The sequence below is a fragment of the Aureispira anguillae genome, assembly GCF_026000115.1.
In the GTDB taxonomy this organism is placed as follows: domain Bacteria; phylum Bacteroidota; class Bacteroidia; order Chitinophagales; family Saprospiraceae; genus Aureispira; species Aureispira anguillae.
In genome coordinates, this window is sequence record NZ_AP026868.1 from 46,559 (window position 1) to 65,793 (window position 19,235).

General features: G+C 33.1%; 14 protein-coding genes. 4 read left to right on the forward strand and 10 right to left on the reverse strand.

Features of this window, described 5'->3' with window-relative positions; all coding sequences use genetic code 11:
* Positions 1 to 117 precede the first annotated feature (117 nt).
* From AsAng_RS29385 to AsAng_RS29400, 4 genes are all read right to left on the reverse strand, one after another.
* On the reverse strand, positions 118 to 831 hold the full coding sequence (locus AsAng_RS29385) for a TolC family protein (protein WP_264793665.1): 714 nt from the start codon (positions 829 to 831) through the stop codon (positions 118 to 120).
* A 2-nt stretch (positions 832 to 833) separates the two neighbouring features.
* Positions 834 to 1,517, reverse strand: a complete 684-nt coding sequence (locus tag AsAng_RS29390) for a sugar transferase (RefSeq protein ID WP_264793666.1) — start codon at positions 1,515 to 1,517, stop codon at positions 834 to 836.
* A 999-nt stretch (positions 1,518 to 2,516) separates the two neighbouring features.
* Entirely contained in the window at positions 2,517 to 3,446 is a 930-nt protein-coding gene (locus AsAng_RS29395) for a tetratricopeptide repeat protein (RefSeq protein WP_264793667.1), read from the reverse strand.
* Entirely contained in the window at positions 3,443 to 4,021 is a 579-nt protein-coding gene (locus AsAng_RS29400) for an RNA polymerase sigma factor (RefSeq protein WP_264793668.1), read from the reverse strand. Before AsAng_RS29400 ends, AsAng_RS29395 begins: the two co-directional genes overlap by 4 nt.
* Positions 4,022 to 4,385: 364 nt before the next feature.
* Between AsAng_RS29400 and AsAng_RS29405 the strand changes: the two genes are divergently transcribed.
* A complete protein-coding gene (locus AsAng_RS29405) occupies positions 4,386 to 5,960 on the forward strand; it encodes a tetratricopeptide repeat protein (protein WP_264793669.1) in 1,575 nt (524 codons plus the stop codon).
* Between the two features lie 391 nt (positions 5,961 to 6,351).
* Positions 6,352 to 6,768 carry a hypothetical protein gene (locus AsAng_RS29410; RefSeq protein ID WP_264793670.1) on the forward strand — a complete coding sequence of 139 codons (417 nt, stop codon included), beginning with the start codon at positions 6,352 to 6,354 and terminating at the stop codon, positions 6,766 to 6,768.
* Between the two features lie 205 nt (positions 6,769 to 6,973).
* On the opposite strand, the gene AsAng_RS29415 is transcribed toward AsAng_RS29410, so the two are convergent.
* The 4 genes from AsAng_RS29415 to AsAng_RS29430 form a co-directional block, all read right to left on the reverse strand.
* Positions 6,974 to 7,315 carry an Hpt domain-containing protein gene (locus AsAng_RS29415; RefSeq protein ID WP_264793671.1) on the reverse strand — a complete coding sequence of 114 codons (342 nt, stop codon included), beginning with the start codon at positions 7,313 to 7,315 and terminating at the stop codon, positions 6,974 to 6,976.
* Between the two features lie 57 nt (positions 7,316 to 7,372).
* Positions 7,373 to 8,746 carry a sigma-54-dependent transcriptional regulator gene (locus tag AsAng_RS29420; protein WP_264793672.1) on the reverse strand — a complete coding sequence of 458 codons (1,374 nt, stop codon included), beginning with the start codon at positions 8,744 to 8,746 and terminating at the stop codon, positions 7,373 to 7,375.
* 695 nt (positions 8,747 to 9,441) lie between these two features.
* Positions 9,442 to 10,599: a hypothetical protein gene (locus AsAng_RS29425; RefSeq protein ID WP_264793673.1), complete on the reverse strand. Its 1,158-nt coding sequence runs from the start codon at positions 10,597 to 10,599 to the stop codon at positions 9,442 to 9,444.
* A 227-nt stretch (positions 10,600 to 10,826) separates the two neighbouring features.
* The gene (locus AsAng_RS29430; RefSeq protein WP_264793674.1) at positions 10,827 to 12,050 is read right to left on the reverse strand and encodes an aminotransferase class I/II-fold pyridoxal phosphate-dependent enzyme; all 1,224 of its coding nucleotides are present in this window, start codon (positions 12,048 to 12,050) and stop codon (positions 10,827 to 10,829) included.
* Positions 12,051 to 12,281: 231 nt separating this feature from the next.
* Here AsAng_RS29430 and AsAng_RS29435 point away from each other — a divergent pair, with 231 nt between their 5' ends.
* Positions 12,282 to 13,271, forward strand: a complete 990-nt coding sequence (locus AsAng_RS29435) for an NAD-dependent epimerase/dehydratase family protein (protein WP_264793675.1) — start codon at positions 12,282 to 12,284, stop codon at positions 13,269 to 13,271.
* A gap of 188 nt (positions 13,272 to 13,459) precedes the next feature.
* Positions 13,460 to 14,284: a KilA-N domain-containing protein gene (locus AsAng_RS29440; RefSeq protein WP_264793676.1), complete on the forward strand. Its 825-nt coding sequence runs from the start codon at positions 13,460 to 13,462 to the stop codon at positions 14,282 to 14,284.
* A 19-nt stretch (positions 14,285 to 14,303) separates the two neighbouring features.
* Here AsAng_RS29440 and AsAng_RS29445 read toward each other — a convergent pair whose 3' ends face one another.
* Together AsAng_RS29445 and AsAng_RS29450 are read right to left on the reverse strand one after the other, a co-directional pair.
* Positions 14,304 to 15,770: a hypothetical protein gene (locus tag AsAng_RS29445; protein ID WP_264793677.1), complete on the reverse strand. Its 1,467-nt coding sequence runs from the start codon at positions 15,768 to 15,770 to the stop codon at positions 14,304 to 14,306.
* 1,815 nt (positions 15,771 to 17,585) lie between these two features.
* Entirely contained in the window at positions 17,586 to 18,926 is a 1,341-nt protein-coding gene (locus AsAng_RS29450; protein WP_264793595.1) for a T9SS type A sorting domain-containing protein, read from the reverse strand.
* Positions 18,927 to 19,235: the final 309 nt, after the last annotated feature.

Below are 19,235 nucleotides of genomic sequence, written 5' to 3' on the forward strand. Positions count from 1 at the left end.
TGCAGCAAATATTTATTCTAACAATGCATTTTAAAAAGACAAAAAGCCTTTGTATTCAATGCAATTGTTACCTATTCATAGCTTAGGGTCAAAAAAGAATAGTGCAAATTTATGAGATTAATCGTTAGCAAGTATACGTTGTAGGCTATAATAAGCTTTTTTTAAGTTTTGCTTATACCCCTCTATCTCTAAATCGAGTTTTATATTTTTTAGTACAATGTCATTATAAATTGCGATATCTATATCCCCTTCAATGAATTTTTTTTTCGCTATTTGGAGCGTGGCTCGATTAGATTCATAACCAGCACTGGCTTTTATATATATGCTTTTGTAGTAATCTAGCTCTAGATAAGAATTAGTGATTTTTTCCGCAATTGTTAAAATAGTCTCTTCCTGGACAGCTTTTTCATATTCAACATGCCCTTCGAGTATTTTTAGTTTATGCTTGCGGTTTGCCCAATATTCTGGTGAAAAATTTAAAATGACACCAACATTGAACAATACAGTATTGATATTCGACCCAATACCGATATTATTTTGATTGACATCAATAAAACTATTTCCATATCCTACACTCCCTTTTAGGGCTAGAACATTTAACCAATCATTTTTAATTGTCTTAGCTTCGTTTTCCTTAATTTTGATTAGAGCATTTCGACTTTTGATTAAAGGTGATTTTTTCTTTGCAGCTTCGAGGAGTTCCTCTAAAGGAGGCAGTTGATGAATCAATAAAAGAAGACTATCTGTTTTATTAGTAGTAGATAGACTGTCTTTTTGAGCCCAACCTATTTGTGCAACAAAAAAAAATCCCAATATCAACAGTTTTCTCATTTTTATACATTCTCTTTTTGGATAAAGACTTTAAATGTCTGAATAATTAATTTAATATCCATCCAAAAGGTGTAATTTTTGGCATATTCATTATCTAAACATTTTCGTTCTTCTTCAGACATGTCGCTTTGTCCTCGTTTTTGAACTTGCCACAATCCTGTTAAACCTGCAGGAGCCTCAAATCTTTGAGCAGCAGAATAATCTGTCATTAATTGTTCTGCTTCATACAATGGCAATGGTCTATTGCCAACAATAGACATGTCACCTTTTATAATATTGAATAATTGAGGCAATTCATCCAAACTAGTTTTTCTAAGAAATTTTCCCAATCGAGTAACTCTTGGGTCTTGTTTTAATTTTACAAAAACAGCTTTATTATCATTTTCCGAACTGTTGTTTTCTTCATACTGATTTAGCTCTTTTCTCAATTTTTCTAGTTCATTATCAGCCCCAGTTCGCATGGTTCTAAATTTGTAAAAATTGAACACTTGATATCCAGATCCTACTCGTTTTGAAATATAGAATACGGATCCTTTTGAATCAAGTTTGATGAGCAACCCTATGATTAAAAATAATGGTGCTAAAAATACAATAGCAATAAGAGAGAAAGATAGGTCAAAAATGCGTTTCCAAAGAGGGATATAAGGGGACGTTACCTTCTTTTGATTTTGAATTACGGGCATCATTTGGCTGAAAAATTAGTTTTTGTTAGGTGATAGAAATAATATTGAAATAATATCATGTAGTTAGAGGCTTAGATGTTTTTAAGCAATAGAAATCTGCTAGATGAATGCATCATTCATCTAGGGTTAAATTAATTTATATGGCACACTTACTTTAATTCCTTGTTTTTGAATGAGGAAGTTTAAAAAATGACCAAATTGATAAATACTAAAAAGGAGGGGGTATTATTTCAAAGCGCTAAGATAAATCTAAATAAATAAAGAAGCAAATTTATTTTTTATAAAAAATCTATATTATATTTTTTTATCTAAAAAAAGCCTTGTCACAACTAATACTGTAAAAGGTAAAAAAAGGACTTAAAGCTTAAAAAAATACTAAAAAAAATAGCTTTTGAAGCTAGTTGAAATTTCAAGAGTATTATTGCTTAAACGCCATTGGTAGCTGGTTTTAGCTTTGTAAATAGCGTATTATAAATTTAAAATTAACTAAATAGTTTATTGTTTTTATTTAAGTTAAATTTTAATTTATTTGAATAAAAAAAAGGACTTTAATTGATAGTAAATTCCATTTATGCACGTTTTTTTTTTTTCAAAAAAAGATATAAAATCTTCATTACTAAGTGTAAAAAAAAAAAATGACCAAAAATAAACTTAGTTGCTTGTTTAATTATTGGTTTTAAACCATTTTTTTGCCCTAAAAATAGTCTTATCCTAATCTCTACCACTAGTTCAGGTCAAAATAGAATTAAATAACACAAGGATATATGTTTTTATTATTAATATAAAAAAGATAAGCCTACTTTGCTCTAGATTTTAATCAGTACCTTAAGCTATATTACATGTCAATAGGCTTGTTTTTCGGAATAAAAAATGTTAAACACCTTTCAGGGCGATATTATTTTTTGTGGCTAATTATTTGTTATTGGAGATAAAAAAAAGGTATGATCGTGAAGAAATGAATACTTGAGGTCTTTTTATTGTTAAGTAACTGTGCAGTTCATATTACTTGGGGAATGTTGACAGTAGTTGAGTTGCTTTTTGACGATACTGCTTAGAGCTGTTTAACCTTTCCAGCGTTTGTTCTGATGCTTTTAGATTGCCTTCCTTGAGATAAACAAGGGCTAAGTACCAAGTAGCTGTTTCTTGTTGGGTAAATTCTTGCGCACTAATTTTTTGAAGAATTGGAAGGGCTTTATCATGTGCATTATCGCCCATATAACTCAACGCTAAATAAAATTTTGTAGCAGGCAAAAAATTGGCATCTACTCCATCTTTAAGGACATCACTTAATAGTTGACTAGCTTTGGCATAGTTTCCCTTGTCATAAACAGCCATAGCCTCTAACAATTGATTTAAAGGAACTGTTTTGGGGTTTCCACCAAAACCATGTTCTGATAATTCTAATTCAATAGAGTTTGACAAAGTGTTTTCATAGGGTTTGAATGCTAAAGTATATTGTTCTTCAGTATCAAAAGTTGCTGGAGCAAAAAGCTGCCACCCTAAGGATAAAATCAATAGAATACTAGCTGCTGCAATCAATGGCTTTAGCCTTTTAAAGAAGGAGGTACTTGTATTTTTTGAGTGGTCTTGATGCCTAAAAAATCCATCTTGTTCTAAATTTTTATCAACCGACCGAATGATCTGTTGTAGCTCTTTTTCTCCTTCTAATTGAATCTGTTGAATGAGTGCTTGATTCAGAGGTGTTTCAAAAAATCCATCTTGTTCTAGATGAGTCCCAACATCTGCAATCTTAGCTTTTAATTCATTGGTGTTTTTTTGATCCATATAATGTGCCATGCCATTGACAATATCAGTGTAAAGATCTAATTCTTGTTGGAGACTAGGATCTTTGGCAAGGGCATTTTTTAACCAAACTTTATCTTCATTGGTAAGTTGGTTCAAAGCATATTTATCGAGTATAGATTCTTTCATACATTCATATCTTTTGTTGAATAAGCCGCTAAAACCTTTTTCTTAAGTGCATCCATGCAACGCTTTTTTTTGACTTTTACAAAACCATCTGAATAGTCCATGATTTTAGCAATTTCTTTCAAGGGCATTTTTTTAAAATAAAAAGCGATCAATAACTGTTTGCAATCCCCTTTGAGTTGCGTTAATATTTCACCAATTAATTCATGTTTACTTTCTATCGCTTTCTTTTCTGCTATTTCATCAACATGGATAAGAGGAATCATATTGTCAGGATCATCGATCTGTATCGTTGCTTTATTTTTTTTTCGTTTTTGCAATTGTTTTAGCCATAAATTTCTACAAACCGCATATAAATAGGTCTTGGGTTGAGCTGTAAGCTTAAAATCTGGGTTTTGTAATTTTTTGATAAAGACCAAAAGAGCTTCTTGAAATATATCTCTTGCATCCTCATTAGAACCGTTATTACTTAATATCATATTTGCACAACTTGGATAAGCAAGCGTGTACAATTGCTTGATTGCTTTGCTTTCACCTAATTGTAGTTGCTTCAAAAAAACAGGATCTATATTCGCCATTCTTATTCCTTTTTATTCTACCAAAAACACAATTTTTGGTATATTATTCCCTACTAATTTAGGAATAAGAACCACAATCTCCGATTTTCAATCCATTTTTTATTACCTTTTTAGGATAAGGTTATCACTACTCAATGCGTGAAACTTCTTTGGTTTAAATATAAATTCTGTGTAGAGGACAAAACAATTGGACTTTAGGATTAATGGAACTATTTAGGATCTAAGATCGAAACATAGTTTTAGCTTAAACTGTACTTTATAAGTATCCTTTACCTGTTGTTTTATCTTGTACTCAGATATAAATGAATAGAAAGATGATTACTGCTTGTTATTAGTGGGATTAAGTACTATCAAGCAATCTTAAATGAAATACTTATTTTTTATACTAAACTTATTTTTTACTGTTAGCCTTTTTGGTCAGGACGAAGTATTGCCCAATTATCACCAAGCTTATAAACAGTGCAATAAAGTTTATAAGAATCTGAAATTAGCCGTTGGAGATCAAAGAGAAAACTTACCTAAGCTGCTAATTATGAATCGAAAAAAGCGGGTAGCAGCTTATCGTGGAATGGATAATACGATTATTATAGAGAAAGCAGCTTATGATATTTGTCGAACCATGGGCGAAAATGAAGAAGCTGCTTTGGCATTTTTGATCGGGCATGAATTGACGCACTTTTACCAACAAACAGACTGGAAAAGAAGATTGGGAGAAACTCATTTTTTGTTAAAACATGAGCAGTTAAAAAAATATGCCATGGAAGATGAAGAGGCAGATTCCTACAGTGCTTTTATTGCTTATTTGGCAAATTATAAAACACTTGAAATCATCCCTAGTTTGTTAGAAAAAATCTATGAAGGTTATCAATTGGATAATGATTTGGAAGGCTACCCGACTTTGGAAGAGCGCAAAAGGTTGGTGGCAATCATTCAACGAAAGGTGCGAAAGTTTATACAATTGTACGAAACGGCAAACTATTATATTGCTATAGGTTGGAATTTACAGGCTTACAATTGTTACACTTACTTGTTGAAGTTTCTAAAAACCAAAGAAATTTATCACAATATAGGAGTTGTTTCTTTGGCTGCTGCTATAGAACAGCCAGAAGATGAGGGGTATGCATTTTTGTATCCAATAGATATTGATTTAACCAACGTATTTCAACGTCCCTTGTCAGTAGCAGGAAGTCGGAATAAATTATTAAGAGAAGCAGAAGTTAATTTAAAAAAAGCCTTGAATTTGGATAAAAAATATTGCTCTGCCTATTTGAATCTTTCTTGTGTTTACGATTTAAAAGGAGATCCTACCAATGCTCTAACGACTTTAAACACAGCTTCTAATTTATCGCCAACCAATTTACAACGGGCTAAAATAGCAATTATTAAAGGTATTGTATATGCTCATAGAGATCAAATACAAACTGCTAGTAAGTATTTTGACGATGCCAATAGGCACTATCAAAATTTGCCTGTTTGGTATATTTCTAATACCAATAAACGTATTCTATCGAATGAAAAAAACTACAAAGAACAATATCATATTGTTATAGAGGATAGAATGGATCAGGTTAACTTTCGCTCAATGCGTTATAAATCCTCTAAGGCGATCGTTTTGGGAGCCAATAGCCTATTGAATTTAGAAATTGATTTTTCGACCCAAGCACATTCTTATGTTTCACGCTTCTTTCTAAAAAATGAAACCAATGGAAAAATTTCTTATGCCTTTTTGCAACGAACTAGAAATAAGACATTGACAACGCAAACTGGCATAAAGGTAGGAGATGCATTATCAAAGGTTCAAAAGGCTTATGAAGGAACTTATTTTCAAGTGGTGCATCACCATCAAGGTTTTTTCTTAGTTTATCCCAGCAAAGGGCTCATCTTTCAAATCAATGCGCATAGTAAGGTGCGAGAATGGGCTATTTTTGCAGAATATTAATAGCTAATGAATGCTCTGGTCACTTATTCTTTAGTCAAGAATTTATCCACGAGGGTACCTGTTTTTTAAAATGTATCGCTCTACTCATCTATCAGGCACATTGATGTTTTTTTGATCGTATGAACTCGTACATTCTTATCCAAATCAGTATACAAAATATTCGTGATTTCTATCAAATTTCTTCCCAACCAAAATAATTAGAAGCCATCCTTTAGAGTTTATTCAGGCTATTATAAAGTAAGCAGTCTTCTAACTTTCTACCATAGGTATAAGTACTTGTTTAGAACAAGCAGGTGTTTATACACTAGTTTAAACAAGGAAAATAAAGCATCTTTGATTTGTTATTGTAATTAATAATATATTTTATAAATGAATAAAAATAAATGATGCTATGAGCGATTTATCTAATGGGTTACCTAAAATAATTAATGATAAAACTAATTTCTCTTGTTTTCTAGGCTTTGTTAAAGGTACGATAGAGGCAACAGTTTATGATAATGGAACAGATCAATTTCCTACTCATATTAATGTTGATAGTAATCTTGGTAGTGGAGGTATTACATTGACTCTAGAAGGTAATCAAACTATTAATAAGGAATTTAGCGGTGTGAAAATTATTGTTACGATTTCAAACTGGTCAGTGAGTCCAAGTCAGTTATCTTTTCATGTTAAGGCTGAAGCTAAAAAAGGTATTTTTAGTTGTCAGGTATTTGATCGTACCCTGAAAGGGCGACGTCATAATAAGGCTATGTTTGAGCAAACGCTCGCCGATACTCTAAACAAAGCTGAAGCGGCTAAAAATAGTTAATTTTGCTCTTCTAAGACGAATGGGGACATTGGGGATGAGTGTTGAGATGAAGTCGTATTTCTTCACTGAAAAAATACTATTTTTTATTTTAGTACAGTTCCATGAACCTTATTTAGAAAGCCATCAGATTGTTGTAGAATAAACAATTTTTACTGATTCCTGCTAGTTCCCGAACTAGCAGGAGTTTTTTTGTCGTACCAATAACTTATTTGAGGAGTGCTTTTACATTGGGGTAAACCTGATTCATATATAGGACAAATTCTTTTGCCCAAACAGCTGCTTCAGAGTGTTTAGGTTCAGTCTTGATTGCTTGTTCTATTTTTACAGCAATATCTTTTAAATCATATAAACCAAGTGTCTGAAGGCTAGATTTTGTTTTGTGAGCAACTCTACCAATCATAATATTATTTTGCTCTTGAATGGCCTGATTCATTTGATCTATATCTTTGGGCATTTCTTCTAGAAATGTACTTAAAACATCATGAATGAATTCTTGGTCACCACCACTAATTTCATTTAAAAATGTCAGGTCTAATGTTAATTTCATAAACGATTGTTTGGACTAATTAGCTTTGCGATATTAGGCAACTAAGTTGTGGGGTTCTTAAGCTTCCTTTTTAGAGAATTCTTCATCTTCTTTAAGCATTCGATAAATGGTTGTTTTGCCAATACCTAATATCTTTGCAACAATAGGAATGTTATTGTCATGTTTTTTGAGATAATGTTGTACAATTTTGATGTTGTACTCTCGCAAGGTCATTTCTTCTAAGAAAAAATTAGAAACCTTCTTGGGGCTATTAAATTGTAAATCCTCCCGTTGAATGGTTTTTCCACTACACATAATTGCCCCCAATTCAACAATAGCTTTGAGTTCTCTAATATTGCCAGGAAAACTATAAGACAGCAATTTGTCTTTTGCAGTTTGTCCGAGTTTCATTGGACCCAATTTATTTTCTCGTGCGGTCATATTAAGAAAATGCTTGGCTAATATAAGGACATCATTTCCTCGCTGACGCAAAGGAGGCAAGTGAATAGGCAAACCCAACAAACGATAATACAAATCCTCTCTAAAAGTGCCTTTTCCTACAAGGTCCGACAAATTTCTATGCGTTGCTACGATAATGCGAGCATCAAATTTTATATTTTCATTCCCACCAATACGAGTTATCTCACGCTCTTGCAAAGCACGAAGCAATTTGGCTTGAAGATGCAATTCCATTTCACCAATCTCATCTAGAAATAGAGTACCATGGTCTGCCAATTCGAATTTTCCCTGCTTGCGAGTTGTAGCGCCAGTAAAGGCCCCTTTTTCATGCCCAAATAGTTCACTCTCTAATAAATCTTTGGGAATAGCGCTTACATTAATCGCTACAAAGTTGCCCTTTTTTCGAGGCGAATTATAATGCACACTTTTGGCAACTAGCTCTTTACCCGTTCCAGTTTCTCCAGTAACCGATACCGTAATATTGCTTTTTGCTGCTTTTTCTAACAATTTAAAAACTTGCTGCATAGCGGGGCTATTGCCCTTCATGCTTTCGCTAAATTGATATTTTTCTGTTAATTCTTCCTTAAGCGTTTCAACCTCTTTTTGTAGAAAAATACTCTTCTTTAATTTTTCAACAATATTAAACAAACGTTCCTTATTGGCTTCATCCTTAGTCAGATAATCGTCTGCTCCTTTTTGAAGCAATTCTACTGCGGTTGCAACATCCTGCTGACCAGATAAGATAATAACCCCTATATCAGGATTGTGTGTCTTAATTCGTTTTAGGACCTCATCGCCCGTCATATCAGGAAGGCTATAATCTAAGGACACTATATGTGGATTAAGGTGCAAATTATTTAAGCATTCTTTTCCAGTTTTAAACACACGAACTTCATGATCAGGATTTAGTGTTAGAATATATCGAATAGTTTTTGCAAACAATAGATCATCTTCAACGATAAATATTCGAATACCATCAGTTGGTGATTTCATTTAAAAAGATGTTAAAGTTCTTAGATTTTAATGAATAGCAATCTTGCTATTATTAATTATTATTCAACGATGTGTTATTTATTGTACACAACGGAGCTCATAGCTTTTGGCGAAATATGATGGGGGAGGATAATTATACGATTTTTATTTGAATAAGATAGATAACTTTCCCTCCAATCCTATTTTTAGTCTTTTTTTTATCAATATTCTTTGACAATAGCACATTACATTAATGCTTATTAATTCCATGTACAGGACAAACTAAAAACAGTTTGCTCGATAAGAGAGACCTTTTTAGACCGAATGAATTGTTAGCATATTTAATGCTGCTCTCTTTTGTCTTGAACTCAGAAAGTAATTAAAAAATACCAATAATCCTATACAAAATTTAACATTTTTTAGTAATCAAAAAAAATTAAACCTGTTTTACGGCTATCCTATTAAAGATAATAAGAAAATGCGGTATACTATTGTTTTAAAAATACATAATGCATAGACTTCTAAAACTTTATTGTAATAAGTATGAAACTTGTCTTGTACTTAGTTTCTAACTTCTGCTTATCTTTTTAACTAAAATAACACGTGAAATGTTTCATGTTACACGTGTAGCGTTGCACGTGAATAAAAAACCTCCCTATTATTAATAAAATATAGGGAGGTTTTATTGATGAAAAACGGTTTATTGAAGACCTCGTTTAAATCTCCATTTCATAAACTTTATATTCTTTATAAACCTCAGCACTTACAGCACGCATTCCCCTATTCATCATTTCATTTTCTTTGAGGATATAACTTCCTTCACAATATTTGAAACCATATTGCAACCCAGCGTCAATTAGGTGTTTGTAAACAACAGCGTCAATTCCTTTGCCTTGATATTCTGGGAATAAACCAAGGAGGATAACACGCATCCATTTGACTTTCTTTTTATCTGTAAAAATTTTGTAGCCATTGGGAAACAACCTACCATTTAAGTTCTTTAGGATAAAATTGAAATCAAGTACAGCTACAGCCATACCTGCCAATTTCCCATCCACATAAATAAAAGGAATTAACTCAGGAATCGCAATCAACTTAAATTTTTCTGCATAAGCATCAATTTCTGCATCGGATAGTGGTACAATACCCCATAATGGTTCCCAAGCACGGTTATAAACCTCTTTGATTTTTTTGACCTCATTATCGAGGTCCTTCATATCAATTGGTCTAATTTCTACATTGTAACGTTTTTTTACCAATGCAGCCCCACGTTTGAGCTTTTCATTATTAAAAATGGTTTCTGCATCCATTTTATAAGCCAATAGCTCTTGACGACAGGGCAAGCCATAATTCTCGTATAAATGTTGGTAATATTCATGTTGATAAGGCATATCAATACGAGGATAATCGTCAAATCCTTTGGTTAATAGCCCAAAGTCATAACTAGAAGAAGGGCTAGCAGGCCCCTGCATTTTAGTTAATTTATGCTTTTTGAGCCACTCTTTTGCCGTATCAAACAAAGCATTTGCTACTTCTTGATCATTGATACACTCAAAGAAACCAAAAAAGCCAGTCCCCCCTTCTTCAGGGTGTACTTCGTTATAACGTTCATTGTTAATTGCAGCAATACGACCAACTGCTTGACCATCCTTATAAGCCATGAACAGTTGCATTTGACCATATTCATAGAAAGGATGTTCCCCTTTGGCACCCAATAAACCATCAACAAACCCATTGAGTCCGAACATATGGCGCATATCCATCAATAAAGGAGAAACCCAATATGGATTATTTTTATAAATTTCAAAAGGGAGCATCATAAATGCTTTTTTTTCTGCCTTTGTTCTTGCTGGAACTATTGTTAATTTAGCCATAATCTATAATGTTGAGTTATATCGTTGAGTATCTTATTATTAAGAATATTCTGTTGTGTGAATGTATATATATAATATAAAATAAGGGTAAACTTACAAAAATCCTTGTAAAGCTTACCCTTATAGCGTTTGGTTTTTGTAGAGACGCTTCTCTACATGGTGGTTTTGAGCAATTATTGTTTCTTGATCTTATAAAACCAACAATACCTATATTCGGTTAAATCGGATTAAATAATCCCTAGTTTTTTGCCAATTTTTGTATAGCACTCAACTACTTTTTCTAGATGTTCAGGCTCATGTGTTGCCATAAAGCTATTGCGCATCATTGATTTATTAGGAGGAGTAGCAGGCGGGATAAATACATTTACAAAAATTCCTGCATCAAATAAACCTTTCCAAAGTCCAAAGGCTTTTTTGTTGTCGCCAATTAATACAGGAACAATGGCAGTACGGCCATCAATAACGTTAAATCCAGCATCTTTTAGCCCTTTGCGCACGAACTCTGCGTTGCTAACCAAACGTTGTACACGTTCAGGCTCTTGAGTAACGATATCTAGCGCTGCTATCGCCGCCGCAACAGAAGAAGGCGTTGGAGATGCACTAAAAATTAAGGCAGGAGAATGATGTTTCAAATAGTTAATAACACGTTCATCCCCTGCAACAAAACCTCCCAAAGAAGCCAATGTCTTACTGAAGGTACACATGATTAAGTCGGTATTGTCCGTTACACCAAATTCACTGGCAGTACCACGACCTCCTTCTCCCAATACACCAAAAGCATGAGCGTCATCTACCAATGTTTTTGCGTTGTACTTTTTAGCTAACTTGGTAATGGCTTCCAATTCAGCAATGTTACCAAATGTACTAAATACACCATCTGTAACAATAAATTTTCCTGCTTCTAATGGTAGACTAGCTAGCTTTCGCTCTAGATCTTCCATGCTGCAATGCTTGTAACGGATAACATTGGTGCCTGTAGAGCCCTTTGCAATAAAATTCCCAGCCTGGATACTAGCATGATTGTCTTTATCTGAAAAGATAGTATCACTTCTTTTGACTAATGGCTGAATTACACCTTGGCTAGTTTGGTAACCAGTACTAAATAGCAATGCTGCTTCTTTTCCCACAAATTTAGCCAATTTGGCTTCTAACTCTTCATGCAAAGGAATTGTACCTGTCAAATAACGAGAACCAGAACAAGACGTTCCATATGTTTTTAAAGCGTTAACAGTAGCTTCTTTTACTTTTGGATGTGCAGTTAAACCTAAATAATTATTAGAGCCAGCCATAATTATAGGTTTCCCTTCCATTCTTACAACAGGACCTTCACTTTCCTCGATAGGGCGGAAATAAGGATAAATCCCTGCTGCTTTTACATCATCTGCATATTTATATTCATAGCACTTATCAAACAAAGACGGTAGTTTTTTGTCAGTTTCATGTGAGCTCATAAAAGATTATTTTTGTTCTTAATAACTAGGAAATCTAAACTTCCTATTTTTTGTAAAAATTGATCGAATGTTCAAATAATAAGGATTACTTATTTTTATATGTGTTGACAAAAGTAGTACTATTTCTTGCAAAAAGCATACATTCGTAACAAAAATTACGGAATTATACAACCAAATATGAGCATTTAAATATAAGATTTTTTTTTATAATTGCTTGAAAATTAGTGTAAAATGGGAGATAAAATTGTTTCGTTTGTAACGGGTGCAAATGGCTTTGTTGGTAGTCACTTGGTAGACTATTTATTAGAACAAGGAAATGAGGTTCATGCTATTGTGCGTCCTACTAGTAACCTCCAATGGTTAGAAGGAAAGAACGTAAAATTACATACTTGTGGTCTTAATAGTGCAGATGATTTACAGGCTGCTTTTCAAGGCGCACATTATATTTATCATATAGCGGGAGTGGTTAAAGTTCCTACCAAGGAAGGATTTATGAAGGGGAATGTAGAGATGACTAGAAATGTGATGGAGGCTGCTGCCCACACTCCTACTATTAAACGAGTGCTGGTAACAAGCAGTATGGCTGCAACAGGTTATGCTGAATTTGGAAGTGAGGTAGACGAGCAATCTCCTTTGAGGCCAATTGAACCTTATGGCGAGAGCAAAGTTGCTCAAGAGGAAGTGGCTAAGGAATATGCGGATCGAGTTCCTGCTACCATTGTACGCCCTCCAGGGGTATACGGTCCAAGAGATACAGAAATTTTTGCTTTTTTTAAGGCCATTAATAATGGAATCAGTGCAATCATGGGTTTTACCCCAAAGGAAATGAGTTTGATCCATGTTCGAGATTTAGTACAAGGAATGCATCAAGCGGCTACCAATGAAAATTCTATTGGAGAAGTATATTTTTTGGGTTCAATGGAATGTTACAATTGGAAACAGTTGGGGGATATTGCATCAAAGGCTATGAATAAAAAAACATGGACGATAAAAATTCCGCATTTTGTGATATTTATATTGGGATTTTTTGGACAAATATTAGAATCTTGGTTTGGGGTTGATGTTGCCCTAAATAAGGATCGTGCTTATCGAATAACAAGACCATCCTGGTATTGCAGTTCTGCAAAAGCAGCAAAAGAATTAGGGTTTAAACAAACAATACCAATTGACGAAGGATTTAAATCAACCATAGATTGGTACAAAGAAAAAAAATGGCTGTAGAGACAAACCAAAGTGTTTGTCTCAAAGCCATCAAAGTGTTTGTTCCAAAAAATAGGAAGTATTTCTTCCAAAAAAATAGGAAGTGTTTGTTCCCAAAAACAAGAGGGTGTTCCAGCAAGACAAGAAGTGTTTGTTTCAAAAAACAAGCAATGTTTGCCTAGAAAAATAAGATTTATTTAAAGTTAAGGATGAAAAAAATAACAATTCAAAATAGAGAGATCAATTATGTATCTAGCCAACACGGTGATTTTATTTGTTTAACGGATATGGTTCGGGGATTGGAAGGCGATCCTAGAGATTATATCAGGAACTGGCTTAGAACAGGATCTACTTTAGAGTTTTTGGGGGTTTGGGAAAAAGTGCACAACCAAAATTTTAATGTGGTGGAATTCCACCACATTAAAACGGAGTTCATTAAAAACACATTCTTAATGTCCACCAAGAAGTGGATACAGCGAACAGATGCAATTGGTTTACAGGCTAAAGCAGGACGATATGGAGGGACTTATGCACATAGTGATATTGCAATCCAGTTTGCAACTTGGCTAAGTCCAGAATTCTATGTCTATATGATTAAGGAGTTTCAGCGACTAAAAGAAAAAGAAGCCGAGGAAGCCAAAGAAACATTAGAGTGGAATGTAAAAAGAATTTTGAGTAAGGTAAATTATGAGATCTTGACAGATTCCATTAAGGAAAATTTGATTCCCTTTAAGTTAGAAGGCAAAGATCAAAGTGGAGTTGTTTATGCTAGTGAAGCGGATTTGCTCAATGTTGCTTTGTTTGGACTAACTGCTAAACAATGGAAATTAGCCAATCCCGATAAAAAGGGAAATATGAGAGATTTTGCGACGGCAGAACAATTGCTGGTATTGGCTAATTTAGAAAACATCAACGCAGAGTATATCAAAGATGGCTTCGCACAGGATGAGCGTTTGATTCGCCTAAACGATGCCGCAATTCACCAAATGAAAGTTTTATCACAGTCTACTGCATTAACTAAATTATTGAAATAACACAGGATAGATGCACTGCTTAATCAAGAATATCTTTATTACGATGTTCAATCAAAGAAGCTTCTATACTAATGTTGTTAATCTTGCTGTTAAGCCAAGCCCGAATATCAAAGAACATAAGGTTGCCATTGTAATAAGACTTATGATTTTGTGCTAACTCTGTTCTTAACGCTATAAAAATTTGGGTGACTTTCTCTTTAGAAATTATTTTGGATACTTTACTAAGACTTTTGGTAATGGTATATCCAAAATCTCTACGAGGTTCATTTTTTTTAAAAAAACGATAATTAGAACGAATTATATAAGGCAATAAGATGTATTCCTTTTTTTCATAATGGGTTAACATCAACATGATTTTAATCGTGTTTTTCATGTTGATGTCATCGTATTTGATTGTTTCAAGACGAGTTAGATAATCAATGCATTTGTCATAATTTTTTTGATAAAAAAAGCTAACAGCAATTGCTAACATTAAATCTCTAATGATGGATAAGGAAAGTTGTTGTTTGTGATTGGTTAATAAATCGATTGCGATATTTTGAGCTTCTTGGTTGGCTTTTAAATCTCCAAACCTAAAATTGTAATGAAACAACAACTCAGAGTAAATGGCTCTTATTGTTGGAGTCCAAAGCACTTTAGGAGTCTCTTTTAATTTTTTTAAGTATAATTGGCTCTTGTCCCACTGTTTGGTAGCGATCGAGTTACCTATAATTCTATACAAACAACCTACATAATCGTGAAAATATTCTTTAATGACTTGGGGGGACTGTTCCATTTCATGGAGTGCCGTAGTCATATAATCAATTCCACTTTTATAATCATTGCTAATATAGGCTTGAAGAGTTTTGGTTTTACTATCTAGTATGGTTGCATGAAGATGAAGAGGTTGAGGTAAATTTTGAATACAATCGGGATTAGTTTCGTTCTCCCCTCCTTTGGTACTAAAATAATGGCGTACATAGATGTAAAACTGTGTCCAACTTTTTGTATAAGTATACACATTTTGAAGTTCTAACAAGGCCTGTTCAAATTCTTGAAATTTTTCTTGAATGGCATCCATGGAAGTATGGTGAAAGGAGAACGCTTGTCCTTTTACCCTAAATTCCCAAAATAATATTTGAGGCAGCAAAGCTACATACTTATGTTCAATAGCTAGTTTTTTAGCTTTCTCAATTTCTGGAATAGTTAGCGAAAATAAATTCTTGACATAGAGCAGCTTGATTGTTTTGAGTAAATCTAGAATCTTAGTTTCTGCATAGGTATTGGCATGGAATAAATTGAGACTTTTTATAATGTTTTGATAGGTATTAATTTGCAGTGCACTTTTATTTTGACTTGGAAAAATAGTCTTTAATTTTTTCTTAATAGAAACTTCATCAAAATCTCCTTGTTTACTTAAATAATCAAATAATATGCTTTGATGCCCTTCTATTTTTCCTAAACCTCTAATATATAATTTAAAATAGCGCTTTTCTTCTCGCGTCATTGCTTGTATAATTAGGAATAGGTTCTGTAGTGTACTCTGCTTTTGCATAAAAAAAGTTTCTGATAAGCGTCTAAAATTGGCTCTAAGATAAATTTTTATGAATCTTAGTTAGAAAAAGAGTACTATTCTTTCTAAAAACTTTCATTGTGTTATTTATTTTAATACTTCGTGGATTAGTTAGTGCGCTTCGCTCATTATCCCCTGCGGTCATGAGCGCTGCGCTTAGTTGTTCCCTGCGGTCGTGAGATAGTCGTTTAGTTTTTTGAAGAAAAACATAAAAAAACAGTGCCTTTCCTTTGCAGCTTTTAGCTGCAAGCTGATGCAGTTCGCTATTGTTTATGCATTGTGTTGATTATTAGTATTTTAGTTTTTATTAACAAAGATGTACCTTATTGATAATCAACTGCGATTAGCTTCGTTGCTATTGCGTGGTTACTACGTGAGCCAGCAAGCTCTGTTCGGTTTTCTCACGAAGTAATGTTTAATAGAATAATGAAAAAAGGGCTAGTCCTAAAATAAAGGCTAAAAAATTATAGTTTTGTTTCTTTAACTGTCTAATTTTAAATTATTTGTAGGCGAGTATAAAGCTTTGGGAACTTATTTTTTTTAAAAAAAAGGTTCTTTGTTCGAAAAAAAAAAAATTATGTTTGTGCCTAGGTGATGAATATGAATCTCACTTATGTACAATTTTTATCATTGGGGGATGATAAAGTTATAAAGGCTATTTCAAAATAAAAGGAATAGCCTTTTTTTCTAAATAGAAGAGGATACTTTTTTATTTAAAAGCTCTAATACGTTCTTAACTTGCCAAAAGAATTTTTTATGGAAAATAATAAACTAGGATTTACCTTTGATGGTAGAACAATTTGATACCTTTTATCTCCTATACTATTTAGGATGTTATGAGATAAATAAGATAAGTTTAAGAAGAACCATGTGAGATTTTTTCTCATGTGGTTTTTTTGTAGCCTTCTTTATTTTTTGGCACAAAAAAGGGCTTCAAAAAATATTTCATTTAAGAAGCCCCAGGAACACCACACTCCATTATATTGTATAGGTAAAGCGCTAAAGCGCCACATAATTTTCAAAAAAAGGGCTTCGGAAAAACCTTTTGTTTAAGAAGCCCCAGGAACACCACACTCCATTATATTGTATAAGTAAAGCGCCAAAGCGCCACATAATTTTCAAAAAAAGGGCTTCGGAAAAACCTTTTGTTTAAGAAGCCCCAGGAACACCACACTCCATTATCTTGTATAGGTAAAGCGCCAGAGCGCCACATAATTTTCAAAAAAAGGGCTTCGGAAAAACCTTTTGTTTAAGAAGCCCCAGGAACACCACACTCCATTATATTATATAGGTAAAGCGCTAAAGCGCCACATAATTTTCAAAAAAAGGGCTTCGGAAAAACCTTTTGTTTAAGAAGCCCCAGGAACACCACACTCCATTATCTTGTATAGGTAAAGCGCTAGAGCGCCACATAATTTTTAAAAAACATTAGTTAAACAATCTCTATTTGATAAGTTTGAGAGAGAGAACTATTGTAGAGTCGCATCAAAAATGCTTTCCCCCTAAAAAGATTGAAACATTTTTTTACAATCTAAAAATAGGGAAGTACAATAAGATGTCGGTTAAGAAAACTACCCCCCCTAAAAAAAAAATTTTTATTAAGTATTTTTTTTAGGGACTATAAAATCGCAGCGAATACAGGTCTAAAAGAGACCCCACTAGGTATAAAATAACAAAGCCATTGAGGTGCTTTACCTCAATGACTTTGTAACTTATATTGCTTGCTATTTTTAGTACCCTGTACTTAGGTTAGTTTTTTATAAATTTTATACTCTTTGTTTTGTGCTCCTCTGTTTCTATGCTTAAAAAATAAACACCATTGGCTATCTCTAAGTCAATATCAATATTTTGTACTCCGCTATAATTGTTAACCCAAACGGGTTGTCCCATAATATTGTTAATTGTTATCGTAGCAGTAGGATATAGTTTATCGAGAGCAATTGTTAGTCTTTTGTTGGTAGGGTTAGGATATACTTGAACGTTTGATAATGTTGCTTTTGTTGTTGTTACGCCTGTTACTGTGCAGAAGGTACGGAAGTTAGCAACAGAATCTACATTAGTCCAGTTGGCAACAGAATAGCTAATATCGGTTACTTGGATACAAGTTAAGTTAGGATTATTATTGGCATGAAAATGAGTGAAATTACTGTTGTTTCCATTTCTTACATTGAGTGAAATTAGTTGATTGTTGGTACAAAATAATCGTACAAGTGCAGTATTTTTACTAAGATCTAGATGAGATAACTGATTGTTATTGCACGATAATCTAGTCAATGTTGCATTCTTGTCAAGATCTAAAACAGTCAATTGATTATTATCACAAGACAATGTCATAAGAGCCGTGTTATTGCTTAAATCTATTCTGGATAGCTTATTATTGTTACAGGCTATAGCTGTAATGGCAGTATTATCATCCAAATTTAAGTTAGTCAGCTGATTGTTATTACAAGCTAGTAACTTAAGCGCTATATTTCCATTAAGATTTAAGTTAGCCAATTGATTGTTATTGCAAGATAATAGATCGAGCATTGTATTTCCACTAAGATCAAGGCTCGATAGCTGGTTATTGTCGCAATATAGGCGAGTAATTGATGTATTGTTTCGGATGTTTAGATTAGATAACTGATTGTTGTTGCAAGATAACAAACTAAGTAGAGGATTATTGCTAAGGTTTAGACTAGAAAGTTGATTATCGTTACAGGCTACTAAAGTAAGCAGAGGATTACTGCTAAGATTCAAACTAGAGAGTTGATTATTATTACAAGATAATGTACTAAGAGCAGTATTATTACTGAGATTTAGAGTTGATAACTGATTATTACTACAATATAAGGTGTTAAGGTTTGTGAAGGACTCAATTCCTGTTAGGTCAGCTATATTTAGGCTATTTAGATTAAGCATTCCATTAAAAGCTTGTGCTTCGCTGATTTGGATTTCAGCATCTCCGTTTGTATTTATAGCGTTTTGCCCCAACAAATAAGTCTTAAAATTCGCATCAGGAATAACAACATTTTGAGCATAGATACTTGGGTTACTCATTAGGCAAGAAGCTAAAATTATCATTACAGTTGCAAAGTTGAGTGTAGTCATTTTTTGTTTTTTTTGAAAAATTAAATTGTGTAATTAATTGTTAGTTAAGTTGTTAAGGCTGAGTGTGGTCATCCTATAAACTTCGCTAGACAAAATCAATACTCAAATGTAACTGTTTACTTTTTAGTTATTTATATATGTGTGTTAATTTAATATTTTTTTATTTTGAACATTTTTAAATAAAATAAAACTCAAAATGAACCTTTTATAAAAAGAAAAGGAGGAATATAAGCAGTGGTTAGTTTTAAGGATTTGATAATGAGAGGGTAATGGTTCTTGTAGGAAAGAGGAGAAGAGGTTTTTGCTATT